Annotated in this window: 13 protein-coding genes; 9 read left to right on the top strand and 4 right to left on the bottom strand. The window is 71.3% G+C overall.

Going from position 1 to position 17,012, the window contains the following annotated elements; translation table 11 throughout:
• Positions 1 to 301: 301 nt before the first annotated feature.
• Positions 302 to 2,272, bottom strand: a complete 1,971-nt coding sequence (locus tag HD596_RS64910; RefSeq protein WP_185071857.1) for a RecX family transcriptional regulator — start codon at positions 2,270 to 2,272, stop codon at positions 302 to 304.
• A 32-nt stretch (positions 2,273 to 2,304) separates the two neighbouring features.
• On the bottom strand, positions 2,305 to 3,402 hold the full coding sequence (gene recA / locus HD596_RS25605; RefSeq protein WP_185071856.1) for a recombinase RecA: 1,098 nt from the start codon (positions 3,400 to 3,402) through the stop codon (positions 2,305 to 2,307).
• Between the two features lie 902 nt (positions 3,403 to 4,304).
• Here recA and HD596_RS25600 point away from each other — a divergent pair.
• Positions 4,305 to 4,577 carry a hypothetical protein gene (locus HD596_RS25600; RefSeq protein ID WP_185071855.1) on the top strand — a complete coding sequence of 91 codons (273 nt, stop codon included), beginning with the start codon at positions 4,305 to 4,307 and terminating at the stop codon, positions 4,575 to 4,577.
• Positions 4,578 to 4,588: 11 nt separating this feature from the next.
• Here HD596_RS25600 and HD596_RS25595 read toward each other — a convergent pair whose 3' ends face one another.
• Together HD596_RS25595 and HD596_RS25590 are read right to left on the bottom strand one after the other, a co-directional pair.
• Positions 4,589 to 4,783 carry a DUF3046 domain-containing protein gene (locus tag HD596_RS25595; RefSeq protein WP_185071854.1) on the bottom strand — a complete coding sequence of 65 codons (195 nt, stop codon included), beginning with the start codon at positions 4,781 to 4,783 and terminating at the stop codon, positions 4,589 to 4,591.
• A gap of 252 nt (positions 4,784 to 5,035) precedes the next feature.
• Positions 5,036 to 5,524, bottom strand: coding sequence for a VOC family protein (locus HD596_RS25590; protein WP_185071853.1), 489 nt, complete (start codon positions 5,522 to 5,524; stop codon positions 5,036 to 5,038).
• Positions 5,525 to 5,608: 84 nt separating this feature from the next.
• Between HD596_RS25590 and HD596_RS25585 the strand changes: the two genes are divergently transcribed.
• The 8 genes from HD596_RS25585 to HD596_RS64900 all read left to right on the top strand — a co-directional run bounded on the left by HD596_RS25585 (position 5,609) and on the right by HD596_RS64900 (position 17,000).
• On the top strand, positions 5,609 to 10,297 hold the full coding sequence (locus tag HD596_RS25585) for an ATP-dependent helicase (RefSeq protein ID WP_376775883.1): 4,689 nt from the start codon (positions 5,609 to 5,611) through the stop codon (positions 10,295 to 10,297).
• Between the two features lie 54 nt (positions 10,298 to 10,351).
• Positions 10,352 to 10,582 (top strand): hypothetical protein, encoded by a 231-nt coding sequence (locus HD596_RS60460; protein WP_221519510.1) that lies wholly within the window; start codon positions 10,352 to 10,354, stop codon positions 10,580 to 10,582.
• Positions 10,583 to 10,912: 330 nt separating this feature from the next.
• Positions 10,913 to 11,587 carry a GntR family transcriptional regulator gene (locus HD596_RS25575; RefSeq protein WP_185071851.1) on the top strand — a complete coding sequence of 225 codons (675 nt, stop codon included), beginning with the start codon at positions 10,913 to 10,915 and terminating at the stop codon, positions 11,585 to 11,587.
• A gap of 90 nt (positions 11,588 to 11,677) precedes the next feature.
• A complete protein-coding gene (locus HD596_RS25570) occupies positions 11,678 to 13,294 on the top strand; it encodes an ABC transporter substrate-binding protein (protein WP_185071850.1) in 1,617 nt (538 codons plus the stop codon).
• Positions 13,294 to 14,253: an ABC transporter permease gene (locus tag HD596_RS25565; RefSeq protein WP_185071849.1), complete on the top strand. Its 960-nt coding sequence runs from the start codon at positions 13,294 to 13,296 to the stop codon at positions 14,251 to 14,253. Before HD596_RS25570 ends, HD596_RS25565 begins: the two co-directional genes overlap by 1 nt.
• The gene (locus HD596_RS25560) at positions 14,246 to 15,073 is read left to right on the top strand and encodes an ABC transporter permease (protein WP_185071848.1); all 828 of its coding nucleotides are present in this window, start codon (positions 14,246 to 14,248) and stop codon (positions 15,071 to 15,073) included. Before HD596_RS25565 ends, HD596_RS25560 begins: the two co-directional genes overlap by 8 nt.
• The gene (locus HD596_RS64905) at positions 15,070 to 16,035 is read left to right on the top strand and encodes an ABC transporter ATP-binding protein (RefSeq protein WP_185071847.1); all 966 of its coding nucleotides are present in this window, start codon (positions 15,070 to 15,072) and stop codon (positions 16,033 to 16,035) included. Before HD596_RS25560 ends, HD596_RS64905 begins: the two co-directional genes overlap by 4 nt.
• Positions 16,032 to 17,000, top strand: a complete 969-nt coding sequence (locus HD596_RS64900; protein ID WP_313044690.1) for an ABC transporter ATP-binding protein — start codon at positions 16,032 to 16,034, stop codon at positions 16,998 to 17,000. The genes HD596_RS64905 and HD596_RS64900 overlap by 4 nt, the downstream gene beginning before the upstream one ends.
• The last annotated feature ends 12 nt before the right edge of the window (positions 17,001 to 17,012 follow it).

The following is a 17,012-nucleotide window of genomic DNA, read 5'->3' as shown; positions in this document are numbered from 1 at the left end:
AGAGAGCCTGGATCCGGAACCAGCCGAGGAGCCGGAGCCACCCGCGGAGCCGCGAAGGTAAGGCGAGCCGTGGCGCCGAGACCCGCCGTGAAGCCCGAGGCGAGCCGTGAAGCCGGGGGGAGCCGTGGAGCCGAGACCCGCCGTGGAGCAGGGACGAGCCGCGGAGCCGAGGCGAGCCGTGGAGCCGAGACCCGCCGTGGATCCGAGACCCGCCGTGGATCCGAGACCCGCCGTGGAGCAGGGACGAGCCGCGGAGCCGAGGCCAGCCGTGGATCCGAGACCCGCCGTGGAGCACGAGATGTTACGGAAAGTCCTCATCCATCTCGATCCCCTCCTGCTCAAGCGCCTCGCGGATGACGCGGAAAGCCAGCCCCGACGGGTACCCCTTGCGTGCCAGCATGCCCGCCAGCCGCCGCGTGCGGGTCTGCGGGTCGAGCGACCGGGTCGAGGCGAGCTTGCGCTCCACCAGCCGCCGCGCCGTCTCCGCCTCCTGGTCCGGATCCAGCCGCTCGACTGCCTCCTTGACCGTGTCGGTGTCCACGCCGCGATGACGTAGCTCAGCGGCCAAGGCACGCTTGGCCAGCCCCCGCCCGTGGTGTCGCGAGTCGACCCAGGCCGCAGCGAACGCCTCGTCGTTGATCAGCCCCAGCTCGGAGAAGCGACTGAGGACCGCTTCGGCAGCTTCGTCGGGCACATCACGTTTCCGGAGCGCCTCGGCAAGCTGAGCCCGCGTCTTGGGCGCCATAGTGAGCAGACGAAGACAAATAGCCCGCGCCACCGACTCCGGATCAGCGTCCTGCCCACCTCCGCCAAAGCCCTCACCACTCAGCCCAGATCCGCGAGACCTCCCCCCTCGCCGCCCGGATCCGCCTGATCTCCGAGACCAAGCGGAATCAACACCGTCCTGCGCCGCCCTGGCGAAGTCGTGGCCATGCTGCGCAGCTTCGGCGGAGGGCCCGCTGTCTTGGCGGGTTTCGGGACGGCCTTCGGCGTCCGGTTCTTCGGATGGCCAGCCGCGCTCGCGGGTATTTCGCCCGGTTCGTCCGTTGGAGCGGGCGGATCGGCGCCCTCTGCCCGATCGTTTCCTACCGGTTTCGCCGTCGTCCGGCTGTTCGGCCGAGAACCAGCTGCTGCCCGCGAGCACTTCGGAGTGCCACCCGCCGTCTCCCCGACCGGCAAGCACGGCAGGCAGGGCTTCGTCGGCGGAATGCGAGACCTGCGTGGTGACCCATCCGCCGTCCGATTCCCTCCGGTCGGCGCCGGCAGGACTCGGGTCGGCGTCAGCGGAGTCACCGTCGCCGGGGTGCCCGGCTGCCTCAGCGTCTGGGCCAGCCTGGGTGTCGTTGCGCGAATCCTGCTGATCGTCTGCGAGGGGCTGGCCCTCCGCAGTGATCCGGGGTGCACTCTGATCATTCGCGCGGGCCTGGGCCTCGGCGGTTGTGCGGGAGTCGTACCCGTCGTCTGAGCGGGCTTGAGTGTCGGCGGTTGTGCGGGAATCGTGCTGACTGGCTGAGCGGGCCTGGGCCTCGGCGGTTGTGCGGGAGTCGTACCCGTCGTCTGAGCGGGCTTGAGTGTCGGCGGTTGTGCGGGAATCGTGCTGACTGGCTGAGCGGGCCTGGGTGTCGGCGGTGATGCGGGGGCCGTCCTGATCGCCGGGGTCGTCCCCGAAGAAGGGGTGTCTGCCGGTGCGTTCCCGGTAGAGGTTGCCTGTGGCCTCCCGGATGCCGGTGGTCACATGATCGTCGTTGCGGACGCCGTCCTGTCCACCTATGGAGGTACGGATGTCGTCCGGCTCCCCCGTGACGGCATGCACGGCGTCCTGCCCGTCCGTGGCAGCGCGCTCATCGAGCTGCGTGTCTGTGGCAGTGCGTTGGTCGTGCTGGCCGTCTGTGGCAGCGCGCTCATCGAGCTGCCCGTCAGTGGCGATGCGCCCATCGTCCTGCCCGTCTGTGGCAGCACGCTCATCGTCCCATTCGCCTGTGGCGGTGGGGTTGTCGTGCTGCCCGTCTATGGCAGAGCGCTTGTCGTGCTGGTCGCCGGTGGCGGTGGCGTGCTGGGCGGCTGTGGGGGTGGGGTTGTCGCGGTTTCCTTCCTTGTCTGTGGCGGCCTCGCTCTCGGCCGAGGCGCGTTGGCGGGTGCGGTGCTCGCGCCACTCGTCGACCGATGGCCAGCCGTCCGCGGCCGAGCGGGCCAGGTCGCGGCCCCGGGAGGGGGGAGGGGCGGGCCGGGCGCCCCCGGATTGGGGCGCCGGTGGCCGGTGCGGGTCACTCATGGGAGGGGGCACAGTCGCTCATGGGTGGACGATCAGACGTCACCCGGCTTCGGGGTGGACTTCGAGCCGCGGCCGGAAGGAGCGGCTGCCGGGGCCGGGGCAGGGGCTGCGGCGGCTTCGGCCGGGGCGTCGAGGCGGGGGCCCACGCCCAGCTTGTCCTTGATCTTCTTCTCGATCTCGTTGGCCATGTCGGGGTGGTTCTTCAGGAAGTTGCGGGCGTTCTCCTTGCCCTGGCCGAGCTGGTCACCCTCGTACGTGTACCAGGCGCCGGACTTGCGGACGAAGCCGTGCTCCACCCCCATGTCGATGAGGCCGCCCTCGCGGGAGATGCCCACGCCGTAGAGGATGTCGAAGTCGGCCACGCGGAAGGGCGGGGCCATCTTGTTCTTCACGACCTTGATCCTGGTGCGGTTGCCGACCGCCTCCGTGCCGTCCTTGAGGGTCTCGATGCGGCGGATGTCCATCCGGACCGAGGCGTAGAACTTGAGCGCCTTACCACCGGTCGTGGTCTCGGGGCTGCCGAACATGACGCCGATCTTCTCGCGGAGCTGGTTGATGAAGATGGCGGTGGTGCCCGTGCTGTTGAGCGCGCCGGCGACCTTGCGCAGGGCCTGGGACATGAGGCGGGCCTGGAGGCCGACGTGGCTGTCGCCCATCTCGCCCTCGATCTCGGCCTTGGGCACCAGCGCGGCCACCGAGTCGATGACGATGATGTCGACGGCGCCGGACCTGATCAGCATGTCGGCGATCTCCAGCGCCTGCTCACCGGTGTCGGGCTGGGAGACCAGGAGGGCGTCGGTGTCGACCCCCAGCTTCTTGGCGTATTCGGGGTCGAGGGCGTGCTCGGCGTCGATGAACGCCGCGATGCCGCCGGCGCGCTGGGCGTTGGCCACCGCGTGCAGGGCGATCGTGGTCTTACCGGAGGACTCGGGGCCGTAGATCTCGACGATGCGGCCGCGCGGCAGGCCGCCGATGCCAAGGGCCACGTCAAGGGAGATCGACCCGGTGGGGATCACCTCGATGGGAGCTCGGGCGTCATCGCCCAGGCGCATGACTGAGCCCTTGCCGAACTGTCGCTCGATCTGAGCGAGCGCGGTCTCGAGGGCCTTCTCGCGGTCGTTGATAGCCATGGGAACTCCCCCTGGAGGGTCGTGGTCCGATCAGTCGAGTGAAAGCTACGGCCTGCCACCGACATTTTTCATGCGACTGCCGGGGAAGACGTGGCTCGGGCGAAATCCATCGTAGCCGAACGGCTGTTCGATCACAGCAGGAACACGCAGGTCGCCGTCAATCACCCCGCCTTGGGCGGCGGCTAGGGTCATCCAGGCAGGGGCGAGGTGTTCGGTCGCGTTTCCTGTCCACGATCGGCTGAGCTGGTCGTCACGTGGCCGCGGTGAACGTGTCGGTGTGTCTGGCCGGGAAGCTGGACCTGTCCAGGAGGAAGCTGGACCCGTGCGGGAGGAAGCTGGACCCGTGCGGGAGGAAGCTGGACCCGTGCGGGAGGCTGCACCCGAGCGGGCTGGACTGCGCGGGAAGCTGCACCCGAGCGGGAAGCTGCACCTGCGCGGGAAGCTGCACCTGCGCGGAACGGCCGGGGCTCGGCGCGTCCGATGTGGTGCCCGGGCGACCGCTTCCTGCTGTCCCACCGCACCGTGCTGGAGCTTCCCGCACCGTGATGGAGCTTCTCGTCACATCGGGGGCGGCGATCTCGGCTTCACCGCTCCGCCTTCGAGGCGGCCGAGGGATCCCGATCCCCGGGCGACGGCGCTCGACCGGCTGCCGTGGACGTGGTGGCCCTCGCGCTGCCCGAGGGGCCGACCTGGCTGCGCCCGACGCGTGGTTCGAGCACGGTTTCGGCTTCCGTGTCGAGGGCCCGCCCGCGAACGGGTTCATCGAGCCGTATGCGCTCACGTTCGACTTCGAACGCATGCGCATCCCCATGAACAAGCCTTTCCGATGTTGGCCCCCAACGTGTTGCCCGGGCGGTGAGCTGGGGAGACTCACTGCAGGGGCCGAGGGTTGGAGGCGGCGAGTGGCGAGCGGCTACACCGGGGAACGGCGCACCCATCTGGAGGCGCTCGCCGAGGTGCTCCCCCATCACGGCCTGGTCAGTCGCCTGGTCGGCAACGACGATCCGGTGCTGTGGGTCTGGCACCCGCGTACGGGCCGTCAGACGATCATTTTCGCCACCCCGTCCCACAAAGGATGGACGTTCCTGTGGTCGCCCGGAGGGCAGGGCAGCGTGGACGAGCTGGAGGTCACGGCCGCCGCGTTGCGGCAGGCCCTGGACGTGTCGCAGCCCTGACGCCGCCGCGGCTAGCGGAGCTTGGGTGAGACGTCCTCCACCTGGCAGACCGCGCGCCAGACCGTCTTGGCGCTCTCCCCGTCGGCCAGCGCCTGCATGACGGTCCGCCCGCCCAACGGCGCCAGCACGTAGTCGCGGGCCCACGACTCGGCATACGTGTCGCCGAAGTGAGCGTTCATCCGTCTCCAGAACTCCGTCAGGCGCATGGATTCAAGTATGGAATCGCCTGGGGTGTGGGTAGGACATCCCCATGCCAAAGACCCCCAAGTCTTCGCCACCGAAGACAGCCGAGAGCAAGGCCCACAGGGCCAGACGCCGCCGATTACTGCACACGCTGCGCCTCGCCGTACAGAAGGAGAAGTCTGAGCGATCAGAAAGGCACGCGGGCGTCAGGCAGGAGCCCCGTGCGGGCAAGCCGCGTACGCGCAGGGCGTCGCGGCGCTAGGGCGGACCCGCGGTCACAGCACACGCGAGCCGTACATCTCACCGAGATGGTCGGCGAGCAGCTCCAGCCGGGCGCCATCGGGGTCCTTGAAGTAAATGGAGGCGCCGCTCTCTATCTGGTGCGGCACGCCGGCCATCTCCAGCTTCCCGCGCAGCCTCTCCCAGGTGGCGGGGTCGACGGAGATCGCGACGTGGTGCAGCCCGCCCAGTACCTCCTGGTACGGCCCGAGGTCGAGGCCGGGGAAGTCGAAGAACGCGAGCAGGTTGCCGTTGCCGATGTCGAAGAAGAAGTGGTTCGAGCCCTTGTAGTCGCGGTTCTCGATGATCTCCGTGAGCGGGAACTCCAGGAGTTCCTGGTAGAACTTGATGGTGCGCTCCACGTCCGACGAGAGCAGGGCCATGTGGTGCAGGCCCCGGGCGCTGCTCGATGGCCGGTGCGCTAAGACGTAGCGCTGTCGCATCTCCGCTCGGCGGGCTTCGATGGCCGCGTAGTCAATGGTCACGGTCGCTGTATGTCCGCCAGGGCCCCCGCTCAACCGCCCGCCGGGGCGCCAAATGCGTTTTCTGTCGGTGGCACGAGGCAATATGTGCAGGTGAGCTCCCTAGACCAGTTCAGCCAGGTGACCAGGCAATGGTTCACCGGAGCCTTCCACGCTCCCACGGCCGCCCAGGAGGGGGCGTGGGAGTCGATCTCGCGCGGTGACAACACCCTGGTCGTCGCTCCCACCGGGTCGGGCAAGACGCTGGCGGCCTTCCTGTGGTCGCTCGACAGGCTGGCGTTCGAGAAAACCGGGCCCGCCGCCGCATCACCCGAGGCCCGGCCCGCCGCGCCCGAGGCCGCCGGCGTGGGCAAAGGCGCGCCGAAGGGGACGCGGGTGCTGTACGTGTCGCCGCTCAAGGCCCTGGCCGTGGACGTCGAGCGCAACCTGCGCGCCCCGCTGGCCGGGCTCAAGCAGACGGCGCGGCGGCTCGGGCTGCCGGTGCCGGAGATCTCGGTGGCGATCCGCTCGGGCGACACCCCCTCGCAAGACCGCAGACGCTACGCCGCCAAGCCGTCCGACATCCTGATCACGACGCCGGAGTCGCTGTTCCTGCTGCTCACCAGCCAGGCGCGGGAGGCGTTGCGGGGGGTGGAGACGGTGATCGTGGACGAGGTCCACGCGGTCGCGGCCACCAAGCGCGGCGCTCATCTGGCGCTCAGCCTGGAGCGGCTCGACGCGCTGCTCGACCAGCCGGCGCAGCGGATCGGGCTGTCGGCGACGGTGCGGCCGGTGAGCGAGGTGGCGGCGTTCCTGGGCGGCACGCGACCGGCCACGGTCGTGCAGCCGCCGTCGGAGAAGCGGATCGAGGTCGAGGTCGTCGTCCCGGTCGAGGACATGACGGAGATGGAGGGCCGGCCGCAGCCGGAGGGCGGGGAGGAGTTCGCGCCCGAGCCGGGCAACCGGTCGATCTGGCCTCATGTGGAGGACCGGCTGTTCGACCTGATCGGGGCGCACAGCTCGACGATCGTCTTCGCCAACTCGCGGCGGCTGGCCGAGCGGCTGTGCACCCGCCTCAACGAGCTCGCGTACGAGCGAGAGGGCGGCGGGGTCGAGGCCATCGACCTGTCCATCTGGGAGACGCCCCCATCGCCGCAACAGCCCCAGCGGATGCCCGCCGACATGATGGCGCAGGCCGGGGCGAGCAAGGGGGTCGTGACCGAGATCGTACGCGCGCACCACGGCTCGGTCTCCAAGGAGGAGCGGGCGCAGATCGAGGAGGCGCTCAAGTCGGGCCGGCTGCCCGCCGTGGTGGCCACGTCCAGCCTGGAGCTGGGCATCGACATGGGCGCGGTCGACCTGGTCGCGTGCGTGGAGGCGCCGCCGAGCGTGGCCAGCGGGCTGCAGCGCATCGGCCGGGCCGGTCACCAGGTCGGGGCGGTGTCCAAGGGTGTGATCTTCCCGAAGTACCGGGGCGACCTGGTGCAGACGGCCGTGGTGGCCGAGCGGATGAAGAGCGGCCAGATCGAGGAGCTGCGCTATCCGCGTAATCCGCTCGACGTGCTGGCGCAGCAGATCGTGGCGATGACCGCGCTCGACGAGTGGACGGTCGACGAGCTGGAGTCCGTGGTCAAGCGGGCCGCCCCCTACGCCACGCTGCCCAGGACCGCCCTGGAGGCCACGCTCGACATGCTGGCCGGGCGCTATCCGAGCGAGGAGTTCGCCGAGCTGCGGCCGCGCATCGTGTGGGACCGGGTCACCGGCACCCTCCAGGGCCGTCCGGGCGCGCAGCGGCTGGCGGTCACCAACGGCGGCACGATCCCCGACCGCGGCCTGTTCGGCGTCTTCCTGGTGGGCGAGAAGGCCTCCCGGGTGGGCGAGCTGGACGAGGAGATGGTCTACGAGTCGCGCGTGGGCGACGTGTTCGTGCTCGGCGCGACGTCCTGGCGGATCGAGGACATCACGGCCGACCGGGTGCTCGTCTCGCCCGCGCCGGGCCAGCCGGGCAAGCTGCCGTTCTGGCACGGTGACGCGCCCGGGCGCCCGGCCGAGCTGGGCAGGGCGATCGGGCAGTTCCTGCGCGAGCAGGCCAAGAACGGCTCGACCGAGCGCATGCGCGAGGCGGGGCTCGACGAGTTCGCCTCCGGAAACCTCCTGGCCTACCTCCACGAACAGCGCGAGGCCACCGGCTACGTCCCCGACGACCGCACCCTGCTCGTGGAGCGTTTCCACGACGAGCTCGGCGACTGGCGCGTGGTCATCCACTCCCCCTACGGCGCGCGGGTGCACGCCCCGTGGGCGCTGGCGATCAACCGGCGCCTGCGCGAGCGCTACGGCATCGACGTGCAGGCGGTCCACTCCGACGACGGCATCGTGCTGCGCATCCCCGACACGCTGGCCGAGCCGCCGACCGACGTGGCCGCGTTCGACGCCGAGGAGATCGAGCAGATCGTCACGGAGGAGCTGGGCGGCTCGGCCATGTTCGCCTCCCGGTTCAGGGAGTGCGCGGGGCGGGCGCTGCTGCTGCCGCGCCGCACGCCGGGCAAGCGCAGCCCCCTGTGGCAGCAGCGCCAGCGCGCCGCCCACCTGCTGGGCGTGGCCTCGCAGTACGCCTCGTTCCCGATCGTGCTGGAGACCATGCGCGAGTGCCTGCAGGACGTCTTCGACGTGCCGGGGCTCGTCCAGCTCATGCGCGACATCGCCGCGCGAAGGGTGCGGCTGGTGGAGGTGGAGACCTCGCAGGCCTCCCCGTTCGCGGCGACGCTGCTGTTCCATTACGTGGGCGCGTTCATGTACGAGGGCGACGCGCCCCTGGCCGAGCGGCGCGCCCAGGCGCTGGCGCTGGACACCACGCTGCTGGCCGAGCTGCTGGGCCAGGCCGACCTGCGCGAGCTGCTCGACCCCGACGTGATCTCCGACACCGAGCGCGAGCTGGCCAGGCTCGACCGGCCGCTGCGCGATCTGGAGGACCTCGCCGACCTGCTGCGCTCCCACGGGCCGCTGCTGGCGCCCGACGTGAGCGTGCGCGGCGGCGACCCGGCCTGGCTGGAGGAGCTCGAACGTTCGCGCCGCGCGATCCGCGTACGCGTCGCCGGCGAGGAGCAGTGGGCGGCCATCGAGGACGCGGCCCGCCTGCGTGACGCGCTGGGTGTGCCGCTGCCGGTCGGGGTGCCGCACGCGTTCCTGGAGCCGGTCGCCGATCCGCTGGCCGACCTGGTGGCGCGGCACGCCCGCACCCGCGGGCCCTTCCACGCGGGCTCGGCCGCGGCCCGGTTCGGGCTGGGGGTGGCCGTGGTGACGGACGCGTTGCGCCGGCTGGCCGCGTCCGGGCGGGTCGTGAACGGGGAGTTCCGGCCCGGCGGGCGGGGCGAGGAGTGGTGCGACGCCGGGGTGCTGCGGATGCTGCGCCGCAGGTCGCTGGCCCGGCTGCGCAAGGAGGTGGAGCCGGTCGCGCCGGAGACCCTGGCCCGCTTCCTGCCCGCCTGGCACGGCATCACCGGCTCGGGCGCCGCGGGGGCGGTCGGCGGCCGGGGCGCGAGCGAGGCGGCCCGCGCCATGGACGCGCTGGTCCGCTCGATCGAACAGCTCCAGGGGGCCGCCGTGCCCGCGTCCGCGCTGGAGACGCTGGTGCTGCCCGCGCGGGTGCCCGGCTACCACCCCGCGCTGCTCGACGAGCTGACCTCCTCGGGCGAGGTGATGTGGGCGGGGCAGGGCTCGCTGCCCGGCGGCGACGGGTGGGTGTCGCTCTACTACGCCGACACCGCGCCGCTGCTGATGCCCGAGCCCGCCGAGATCACGATGACCCCGCTGCACGAACGCGTGCTGGAGCTGCTGGGCGGGGGCGGCGCGCTGTTCTTCCGCGGCCTGTCCGACCAGCTCGGCTCCCTGGACGACGCGGCCCTGGCGGCGGCGCTGTGGGATCTGGTGTGGGCGGGGCGGATCTCCGGCGACACGCTGGCGCCACTGCGGGCCACGCTCGGCACCGGCCGTCCCGCGCACCGGCCCGCGACCACGCGGCGGCGCCGGGCCGTGCTGCCGAGCAGGAGCGGGCCGCCCACGGTGGGCGGCCGGTGGTGGCTGCTGCCCGCGCCCGCCGCCGACACCACCCAGCGGGTGCACGCGCAGGCCGAGGTGCTGCTGGAACGGCACGGCGTGGTGACCCGGGGCGCGGTGACCTCGGAACGACTTCCTGGGGGATTTACGCCCATATATCAGGTCTTGCGGGCGTACGAGGAGAGCGGGCGCTGCCGCCGGGGCTACTTCGTCGAGAGCCTCGGGGGCGCGCAGTTCGCCCTCCCCGGAGCGGTCGACCGGATGCGCGCCATGGCACCCGGCCTCGCCCCGTCCGGCGGCCCGGCGCCCGCCCCAGCGGCCGGAGGTTTCGGGCCGGGCTCAGGTGGCGGAGGTTTGGGGCCTGGCTCAGGGAGCGGGCGGCGGGCTGTGGTGCTGGCCGCCGCCGATCCGGCCAGCCCGTACGGCGCCGCGCTCCCCTGGCCGCAGCACCCCGGCGAGCTCGGGCACAAGCCCGGCCGGAAGGCCGGTTCGCTGGTCGTGCTCGTGGACGGGCATCTGGTGCTCTACGTCGAACGGGGCGGCAAGACGCTGCTGTCCTTCACCGACGACGACCGGCTGCAGCCCGCCGTCGACGCCCTAGCGCTGGCCGTGCGGGACGGGGCGCTCGGGAAGCTGACCGTGGAACGGGCCGACGGCACGTCCATCGTCGAGTCGCCCCTGGCGGCGGCCCTGGAGGCGGCCGGTTTCCACCCCACCCCCCGGGGGCTGCGCCTGCGCGCCTGAGCCCGTGCGGCGCGAAACCAAGCCGATCTCCCTCGGTCGGCCCCCAGCCGCGCGATGGTCCGGGGGCGAGGGCTGGGCGAGGGCTGGGCGACGCGGAGCTCGTCGGCCGCCCTGCTGGTGTGCTCGTGGCATGCCACGGCCGTGCCGTTCTCACGCCCGCTGGGCCGTACGAGCTACTACTTCGGCCTGGCCGCCAACGAGCTGCCGTTCGCGGCCTTCCTCTGGATGCTGCTGCTCCCGACGGCGCTCGCGTTCGCCGACGGTGACATCGACTCGGCGGGCTAGCGGGGGCGTCCGGATGCTTGTCGCGCGTCGTGGTGGGCCAGGCCACCCTGGTCGGCCGCGACCGGCCGCTGGTCGAGATCAGCGACAAGGGGATCGGCGCCGCGATCAGCGAACTGTGGGGGGACCCGCGCCGGAGGTGCGGAGGTCGAGGGTCGGGGCCGTGGGATGCGGGGGTGAGGTGCCGGGGGTGGGATGCGGGGGTGGGGTGCCGGAGTGGGTGCCGGGGGTGCGGGCGGGCGGTGGGGTGGAGGTGGAGGATGAGGTTCGGGTGGAGGATGAGGTTCGGGTGGAGGTGGAGGAGTGGGGCGTGCTGTATACGATTGTCGCCTCATGACTGATTTAACGCTGGGCGCGGCCCATTCGACCTTGCGCGACGAGGTCACCAAGGAGCTGCGGCGACGCATACTCTCCGGCGAGCTCCCCCAGGGTCAGCGGCTGGTCGAGGACCGGCTGGCCGCTCTGCTCGGCGTGTCGCGCAACCCCGTGCGCGAGTCCATCCGGGTGCTGGCCGCCGAGGGGTTCGTCGAGGTCGTGCCCCGGCTCGGCGCCACCGTCGCGCGGCTGTCGGCGGCCGAGGGCGAGGAGCTCTTCGACGTGCGCATGGCGGTCGAGGGCCTGGCGGCGCGGCTGGCCGCGCGCAAGTGCACGCCCGAGTCCGCCGAGCGGCTGCGGCGGGTGCTGGAGCAGGCCAAGGAGGCCGTGGACAACGGGCGGCTGGAGGAGGTGGCCGATCTCAACACGGCCTTCCACCTGGCCGTCGGTGAGGCGGCGGGCAACTCGTACCTCAGCCTGATGATGAAGCCCATGCTCCTGCGGGCGCAGTGGGTCTTCAGCCAGACGGCGGCCGCCCGCGGGCCGCACTCCTGGACCGAGCACCTGAGCCTGTGCGAGGCCATCGCGGCGGGGGACGAGGACGAGGCGCAGGCCAGGGCGATCGCGCACGTGGCGGCGGCCAGGCGGTCGTTCCTGACGGCGATCCGCACGCCAAATCCCCCGAACGATTAGAAAACACTCAGATAACAACATAGGGCCATGAAACACCCGTGAAATGTGAGGTCTTGTATACAGTCTCCTAAACCTTTCAACGGAGGCCCCATGAGACCGTCCCCCAGGCTCGTCGCGGCGCTCGCCGTTCTCCCCCTTGTGCTGGCAGCTTGCGGCGGAGGCGGATCGAGCGGCACCCCCGCGGCCCCTCCCTCCATAGCCGACGCCTCGGCCGACAACCGGCCGGTCAAGGCGGGCGGCACGCTCAACGTGGCGCTCAGCGCCGACCCCGACGCGCTCGACCCGAGCATCTCGACCACCCTGGTGGGGCGCGAGGTGTTCGCGAACATGTGCGAGAAGCTCTTCGACATCGACGCGCAGTCGAGCCTGGTCCCGCAGCTGGCCAGCGCCTTGCCCGAGGTCTCCGGCGACGGCAAGGAGGTGACGGTCAAGCTGCGCGAGGGCGTGAAGTTCAACGACGGCACGGCGTTCGACGCCGAGGCGGTCAAGAAGTCGCTGGACCGGCACCGCACCTGGGAGAAGTCGGCGCGCCAGGCCGACCTGGCGGCGGTGTCCAAGGTCAGCGTGGTCGACTCCACGACGGTCAAGCTCACGCTGACGCAGGCGTTCACGCCGCTGACCGCGCAGCTCGCCGACCGCGCCGGCATGATCATGTCGCCCAAGGCCCTGGACGCGAACAGTGACAACTTCGGGGCGAGCCCGGTCTGCGTCGGGCCGTTCAAATTCGCGAGCCGTACGTCCGGCAGCCAGATCGTGCTGGAGAAGGCGCCCGACTACTACGACGCCGCCAAGGTCAAGCTCGACAAGCTCGTATACAAAATCATCGTGGACCCGAACGTACGGGCCGCGAACCTGAAGTCCGGCGACGTCCAGGTGGGCGACAACCTCGCCACCACCACGGTCAAGGGCGTGCAGAGCGACCCGAACCTCAAGGTCGTGTCCGGCGGCGGCCTCGGCTACTACGGCATCACGATCAACACCGGCAACGCCGACGGATCCACCGAGAAGCCCGGCACCGTGAACACCGCGCTGGCCAAGAGCCCGCAGCTGCGCGAGGCGTTCGAGCTGGCCCTCGACCGCGACGTGATCAACAAGACCGTCTACAACGGCCTGCACGAGGTGGACTGCTTCCCCGTGCCGGTGGACAGCCCCTACCGGGCCAAGGACCTGCAGTGCCCGGCGCGCGACCTGGCCAAGGCCAAGCAGCTGGTGCAGGCGTCCGGCGTGCAGACGCCGGTCCCGGTCACGCTCACCAGCCCGAACGACGCCACCAACGTGCGCCTGGCGCAGGTCATCCAGCAGATGACCAAGGAGGCGGGCTTCAACGTGAGCGTGCAGACCGCCGAGTTCGTCAGCACGCTTGAGCAGGGCAAGTCCGGCAAGTTCGACGTCCTGCTGAACGGCTGGTCGGGCCGCGTGGACCCGGACGGCAACCTCACGAACCTCATCACCAGCCGCGGCAGCAACAACTACAGCGGCATGTCCGACCCGGGCATCGACGACCCGATCAAGCAGGCCGCCGCCGAGTCGGACCCGGCCAAGCGGGCAGAGCTCTACGCGGGCGCCCTGAAGAAGGCCGCCGAGGTCAGAGGGGTTCTGTACCTGTACCACAACAAGTACTACCTGGGCATGAGCAAGAACGTGGCCGGCGTCCAGTACTTCAAGGACGGCCTGCCGCGCTTCGTCACCGCCGGGTTCACCGCGTAATGCTCTGGTTCATCCTCAGGCGCTGCGGATCGGCCGTGATCGTGCTGTTCCTGGCCAGCGTCCTGATCTTCCTCGGGATCAGGGCGCTGCCCGGCGACCCGGCCACGGTGATGGCCGGCGAGGAGGCCTCGCCCGCCGTGGTCGAGGCCATCCGGCACGAGTTCGGCCTGGACAAACCGCTGCCCGCCCAGTACCTCGACTACGTCGGCCAGACCCTGACCGGCAACTTCGGCCGCTCCACGCAGGACCAGCTCCCGGTGATCGACATCATCGCCGAGCGGCTGCCGGTGACGCTGGAGCTGTCGGCCCTGGCCATGCTGGTCGCGATCGTCGTCGGCGTGGGCGCGGGCATCGTCGCGGCCGTCCGGCGCGGCCGGCTCGCCGACTACCTGGCCACCGGGTTCGGCCTGGCCGGGCTGTCGGTGCCGCACTTCTGGCTCGGCCTGCTCGGCATCCTGCTGTTCGCGGTCACCTGGCGGGTCCTACCCGCCTCCGGCTACGTCCCCTTCACCCAGGATCCCGGCCAGAACCTCCAGCGCATGATCCTGCCCGCCCTCGTGCTCGGCACCGGCTTCGCCGCCATCCTCATGCGGCAGACCCGCTCTGCCATGCTCGGCGCGCTCTCGGCCGACTACGTCCGGACCGCCAGGTCGAAGGGGCTGTCCGAGGTCAAGGTCGTGGGCGCGCACGCGCTGCGCAACAGCCTGACGACCGTGGTCACGGTGCTCGGCCTCCAGCTCGGCGCGCTGATCAGCGGCGCGGTGGTGACCGAGCAGATCTTCGTGATCCCCGGGTTCGGCAAGCTGACCGTGGACGCGGTGCTGACCAGGAACTACCCCGTCATCCAGGCCGTCGTGCTGATCACTGTCGTCGGGTACGTGCTGGTCAACCTGCTGGTCGACATCGTGTACGCGTTCCTCAACCCCAGGATCAGGCTGTCGGGGGGCGCGAATGACTAGGCTGTGGCGGCGTTTCAAGAGGCGCCCGATGCCGATGGCCGGGCTGGTGCTGGTGGTCGCGTTCGTGCTGCTGGCGCTGATCGGGCCGCTGGTGACCGGCGACCCCACCGCGCAGGACTACCTGGCCACGCTCGCGCCCCCGTCGGGCGCGCACCCGATGGGCACCGACGACCTGGGCCGCGACGCGTTCGCCAGGATCGCGCACGGCGCGCAGGTGTCGCTGCAGGCCGGGGTGCTGTCCACGCTGCTGGCGATGGCGGTGGGCATCCCGATCGGCCTGGTCGCCGGGTTCTACCGGCGCTGGCTCGACCCGGTCGTGATGCGGCTGGTGGACGTGACGCTGGCGTTCCCGTTCCTGGTGTTCGCGGTGGGCCTGGCGGCGATCATCGGGCCCTCGCTGAAGGGCGTGGTGTTCGCGCTGGGCTTCGCGCAGTTGCCCGCCGTCATCAGGATCACCCGTGGCGAGGTGCTGGCGGTCAGGGAGATGGACTACGTGGCCGCGGCCGTCGCCGACGGCGCGGGCGACGGGCACCTCATCTTCCGTTACGTGCTCCCGAACTGCTTCAACCCGCTCATCGTGCAGGCCACCGTGGCGATCCCGGGGGCGATCATCGGCGAGGCCACGCTGTCGTTCCTGGGGCTGGGCGTGCAGCCGCCGACGCCCTCGTGGGGCGTGATGCTGACGACCGCGCAGCAGTATCTGAGCGACGCGCCCTGGCTGGCCGTCTGGCCGGGGATCATGATCGCGCTGGCCACGCTCGGCTTCAACCTGCTGGGCGACGGGCTGCGGGACGTCCTGGACCCGAGGAGCGGCCGATGAGCCTGCTGGAGATCACCGACCTGAAGGTCGGCTTCGACACCGAGGACGGCCTGGTGCAGGCGGTCAGGGACATCTCGCTCACGCTGGACGAGGGCGAGATCCTGGCGCTGTGCGGCGAGTCCGGCTGCGGCAAGTCGGTCACCGCGATGTCGGTGCCCAGGCTGCTGCCGCCCGAGACGACCCGGCTGTCCGGCTCGGTCAAGCTGGACGGGCGCGAGCTCACCTCGCTCCCCGAGGCGGACCTTCGGCACGTACGCGGCAAGGAGGTCTCGGTCGTCTTCCAGGAGCCGATGACCTCGCTGAACCCGTCGTTCAGCGTCGGATACCAGATCACCGAGGTGCTGCGCAGGCACGAGCGCCTCTCGCGCCAGGCCGCCAGGAGCCGCGCCGTCGAGCTGCTGGAGCTGGTCGGCATCCCGGCGCCGCAACGCCGCATGAAGGAGTACCCGCACCAGCTCTCCGGCGGCATGCGCCAGCGCGTGATGATCGCGATCGCGGTGGCCTGCTCGCCCCGGGTGCTGATCGCCGACGAGCCCACCACGGCGCTCGACGTGACGATCCAGGCGGGCGTGCTGGACGTCTTCCGCGACCTGCGCGACCGGCTCGGCACGGCGATCATCCTCATCACGCACGACCTGGGCGTGGTCGCCGACATCGCCGACCGGGCCGTGGTCATGTACGCCGGCCGCGCCGTCGAGCAGGCCCCGGTGGCCGAGCTGTTCGCGAATCCGCGGCACCCGTACACGCTGGGCCTGATGAACGCGCTCCCGTCGGCGGCGGTCAACGGCCGCCTGGCCGAGATCCCCGGCATGGTGCCCTCGCCGCTGTCGGACCCCGGCGAGTGCGCGTTCCAGGCCCGCTGCCCGCGCGCCCAGGACGACTGCCGCGCGGCCAGGCCGCCGCTCGAACGGCACGCGGACGGCCATCTGGCGGCCTGTTTCCACCCGGGAGGCACGCAGTGATCCTGCGGATCGACAACCTGGTCAAGCACTACGGCCAGGTACGCGCCGTGGACGGCCTGTCGCTGGAGATCGCCCAGGGCGAGGTGCTCGGCCTGGTCGGCGAGTCGGGCAGCGGCAAGTCCACCGTCGGCAAGTGCGTCCTGCGCCTGACCGAGCCCACCGCGGGGGCCATCGAGCTGGCCGGCCGCGACATCACCCACCTGTCGCGCCGGGCCATGCGCCCGCTGCGCAGGGACGTCCACATGGTCTTCCAGGACCCCTACTCCTCGCTCAACCCGCGTTTCACGATCGGGCAGATCGTCGCCGAGCCGCTGCTGCGGCACAAGGTGGCCGACCGGCGTGAGGTCTCCGGCCGCGTGTCCGCCATGCTGGAGAAGGTGGGGCTGCGGCAGGAGATGCGTTCCCGGTTCCCGCACGAGCTGTCCGGCGGGCAGCGGCAGCGGGTCGGGCTGGCCAGGGCGCTGATCCTGGAGCCCAAGCTGGTCGTGGCGGACGAGCCGGTGTCGGCGCTGGACGTGTCGGTGCAGGCGTCGGTGCTCAACCTGATCACGGACCTGCAGCGGGACATGGGGTTCTCGTGCCTGTTCATCACGCATGACCTGTCGGTGGTGGAGTTTCTCGCCGACCGGATCGCCGTCATGTACCTGGGCAAGATCGTCGAGTCCGGCCCGACGGCCGAGATCTTCGCCGCGCCGCGGCACCCGTACACGCAGGCCCTGCTGTCGGCGGCGCCCGTGCCCGATCCGGTGCGGCAGCGGGAGCGGCGCAGGATCGTGCTCGGCGGGGACGTCCCCAGCCCGGTCGACCCGCCGTCCGGGTGCCGGTTCCACACGCGGTGCCCGCTGGCGTACGACGCCTGCCGCACCGAGGAGCCGCCCCTGACCGATCCACGTGGGAACGGCCATCCGGCCGCGTGCCACTTGGTAACGGCGGACCACGTCCCCGACGCGGCCGCCCATCACTAGAAGGAGAGATCT

Origin of the sequence: Nonomuraea jabiensis (assembly GCF_014204795.1) — a bacterium.
GTDB classification, from domain to species: Bacteria; Actinomycetota; Actinomycetes; order Streptosporangiales; family Streptosporangiaceae; genus Nonomuraea; species Nonomuraea jabiensis.
Note: the sequence above shows the minus strand (reverse complement) of the source record. Positions and strands in the feature narration are given on the sequence as shown.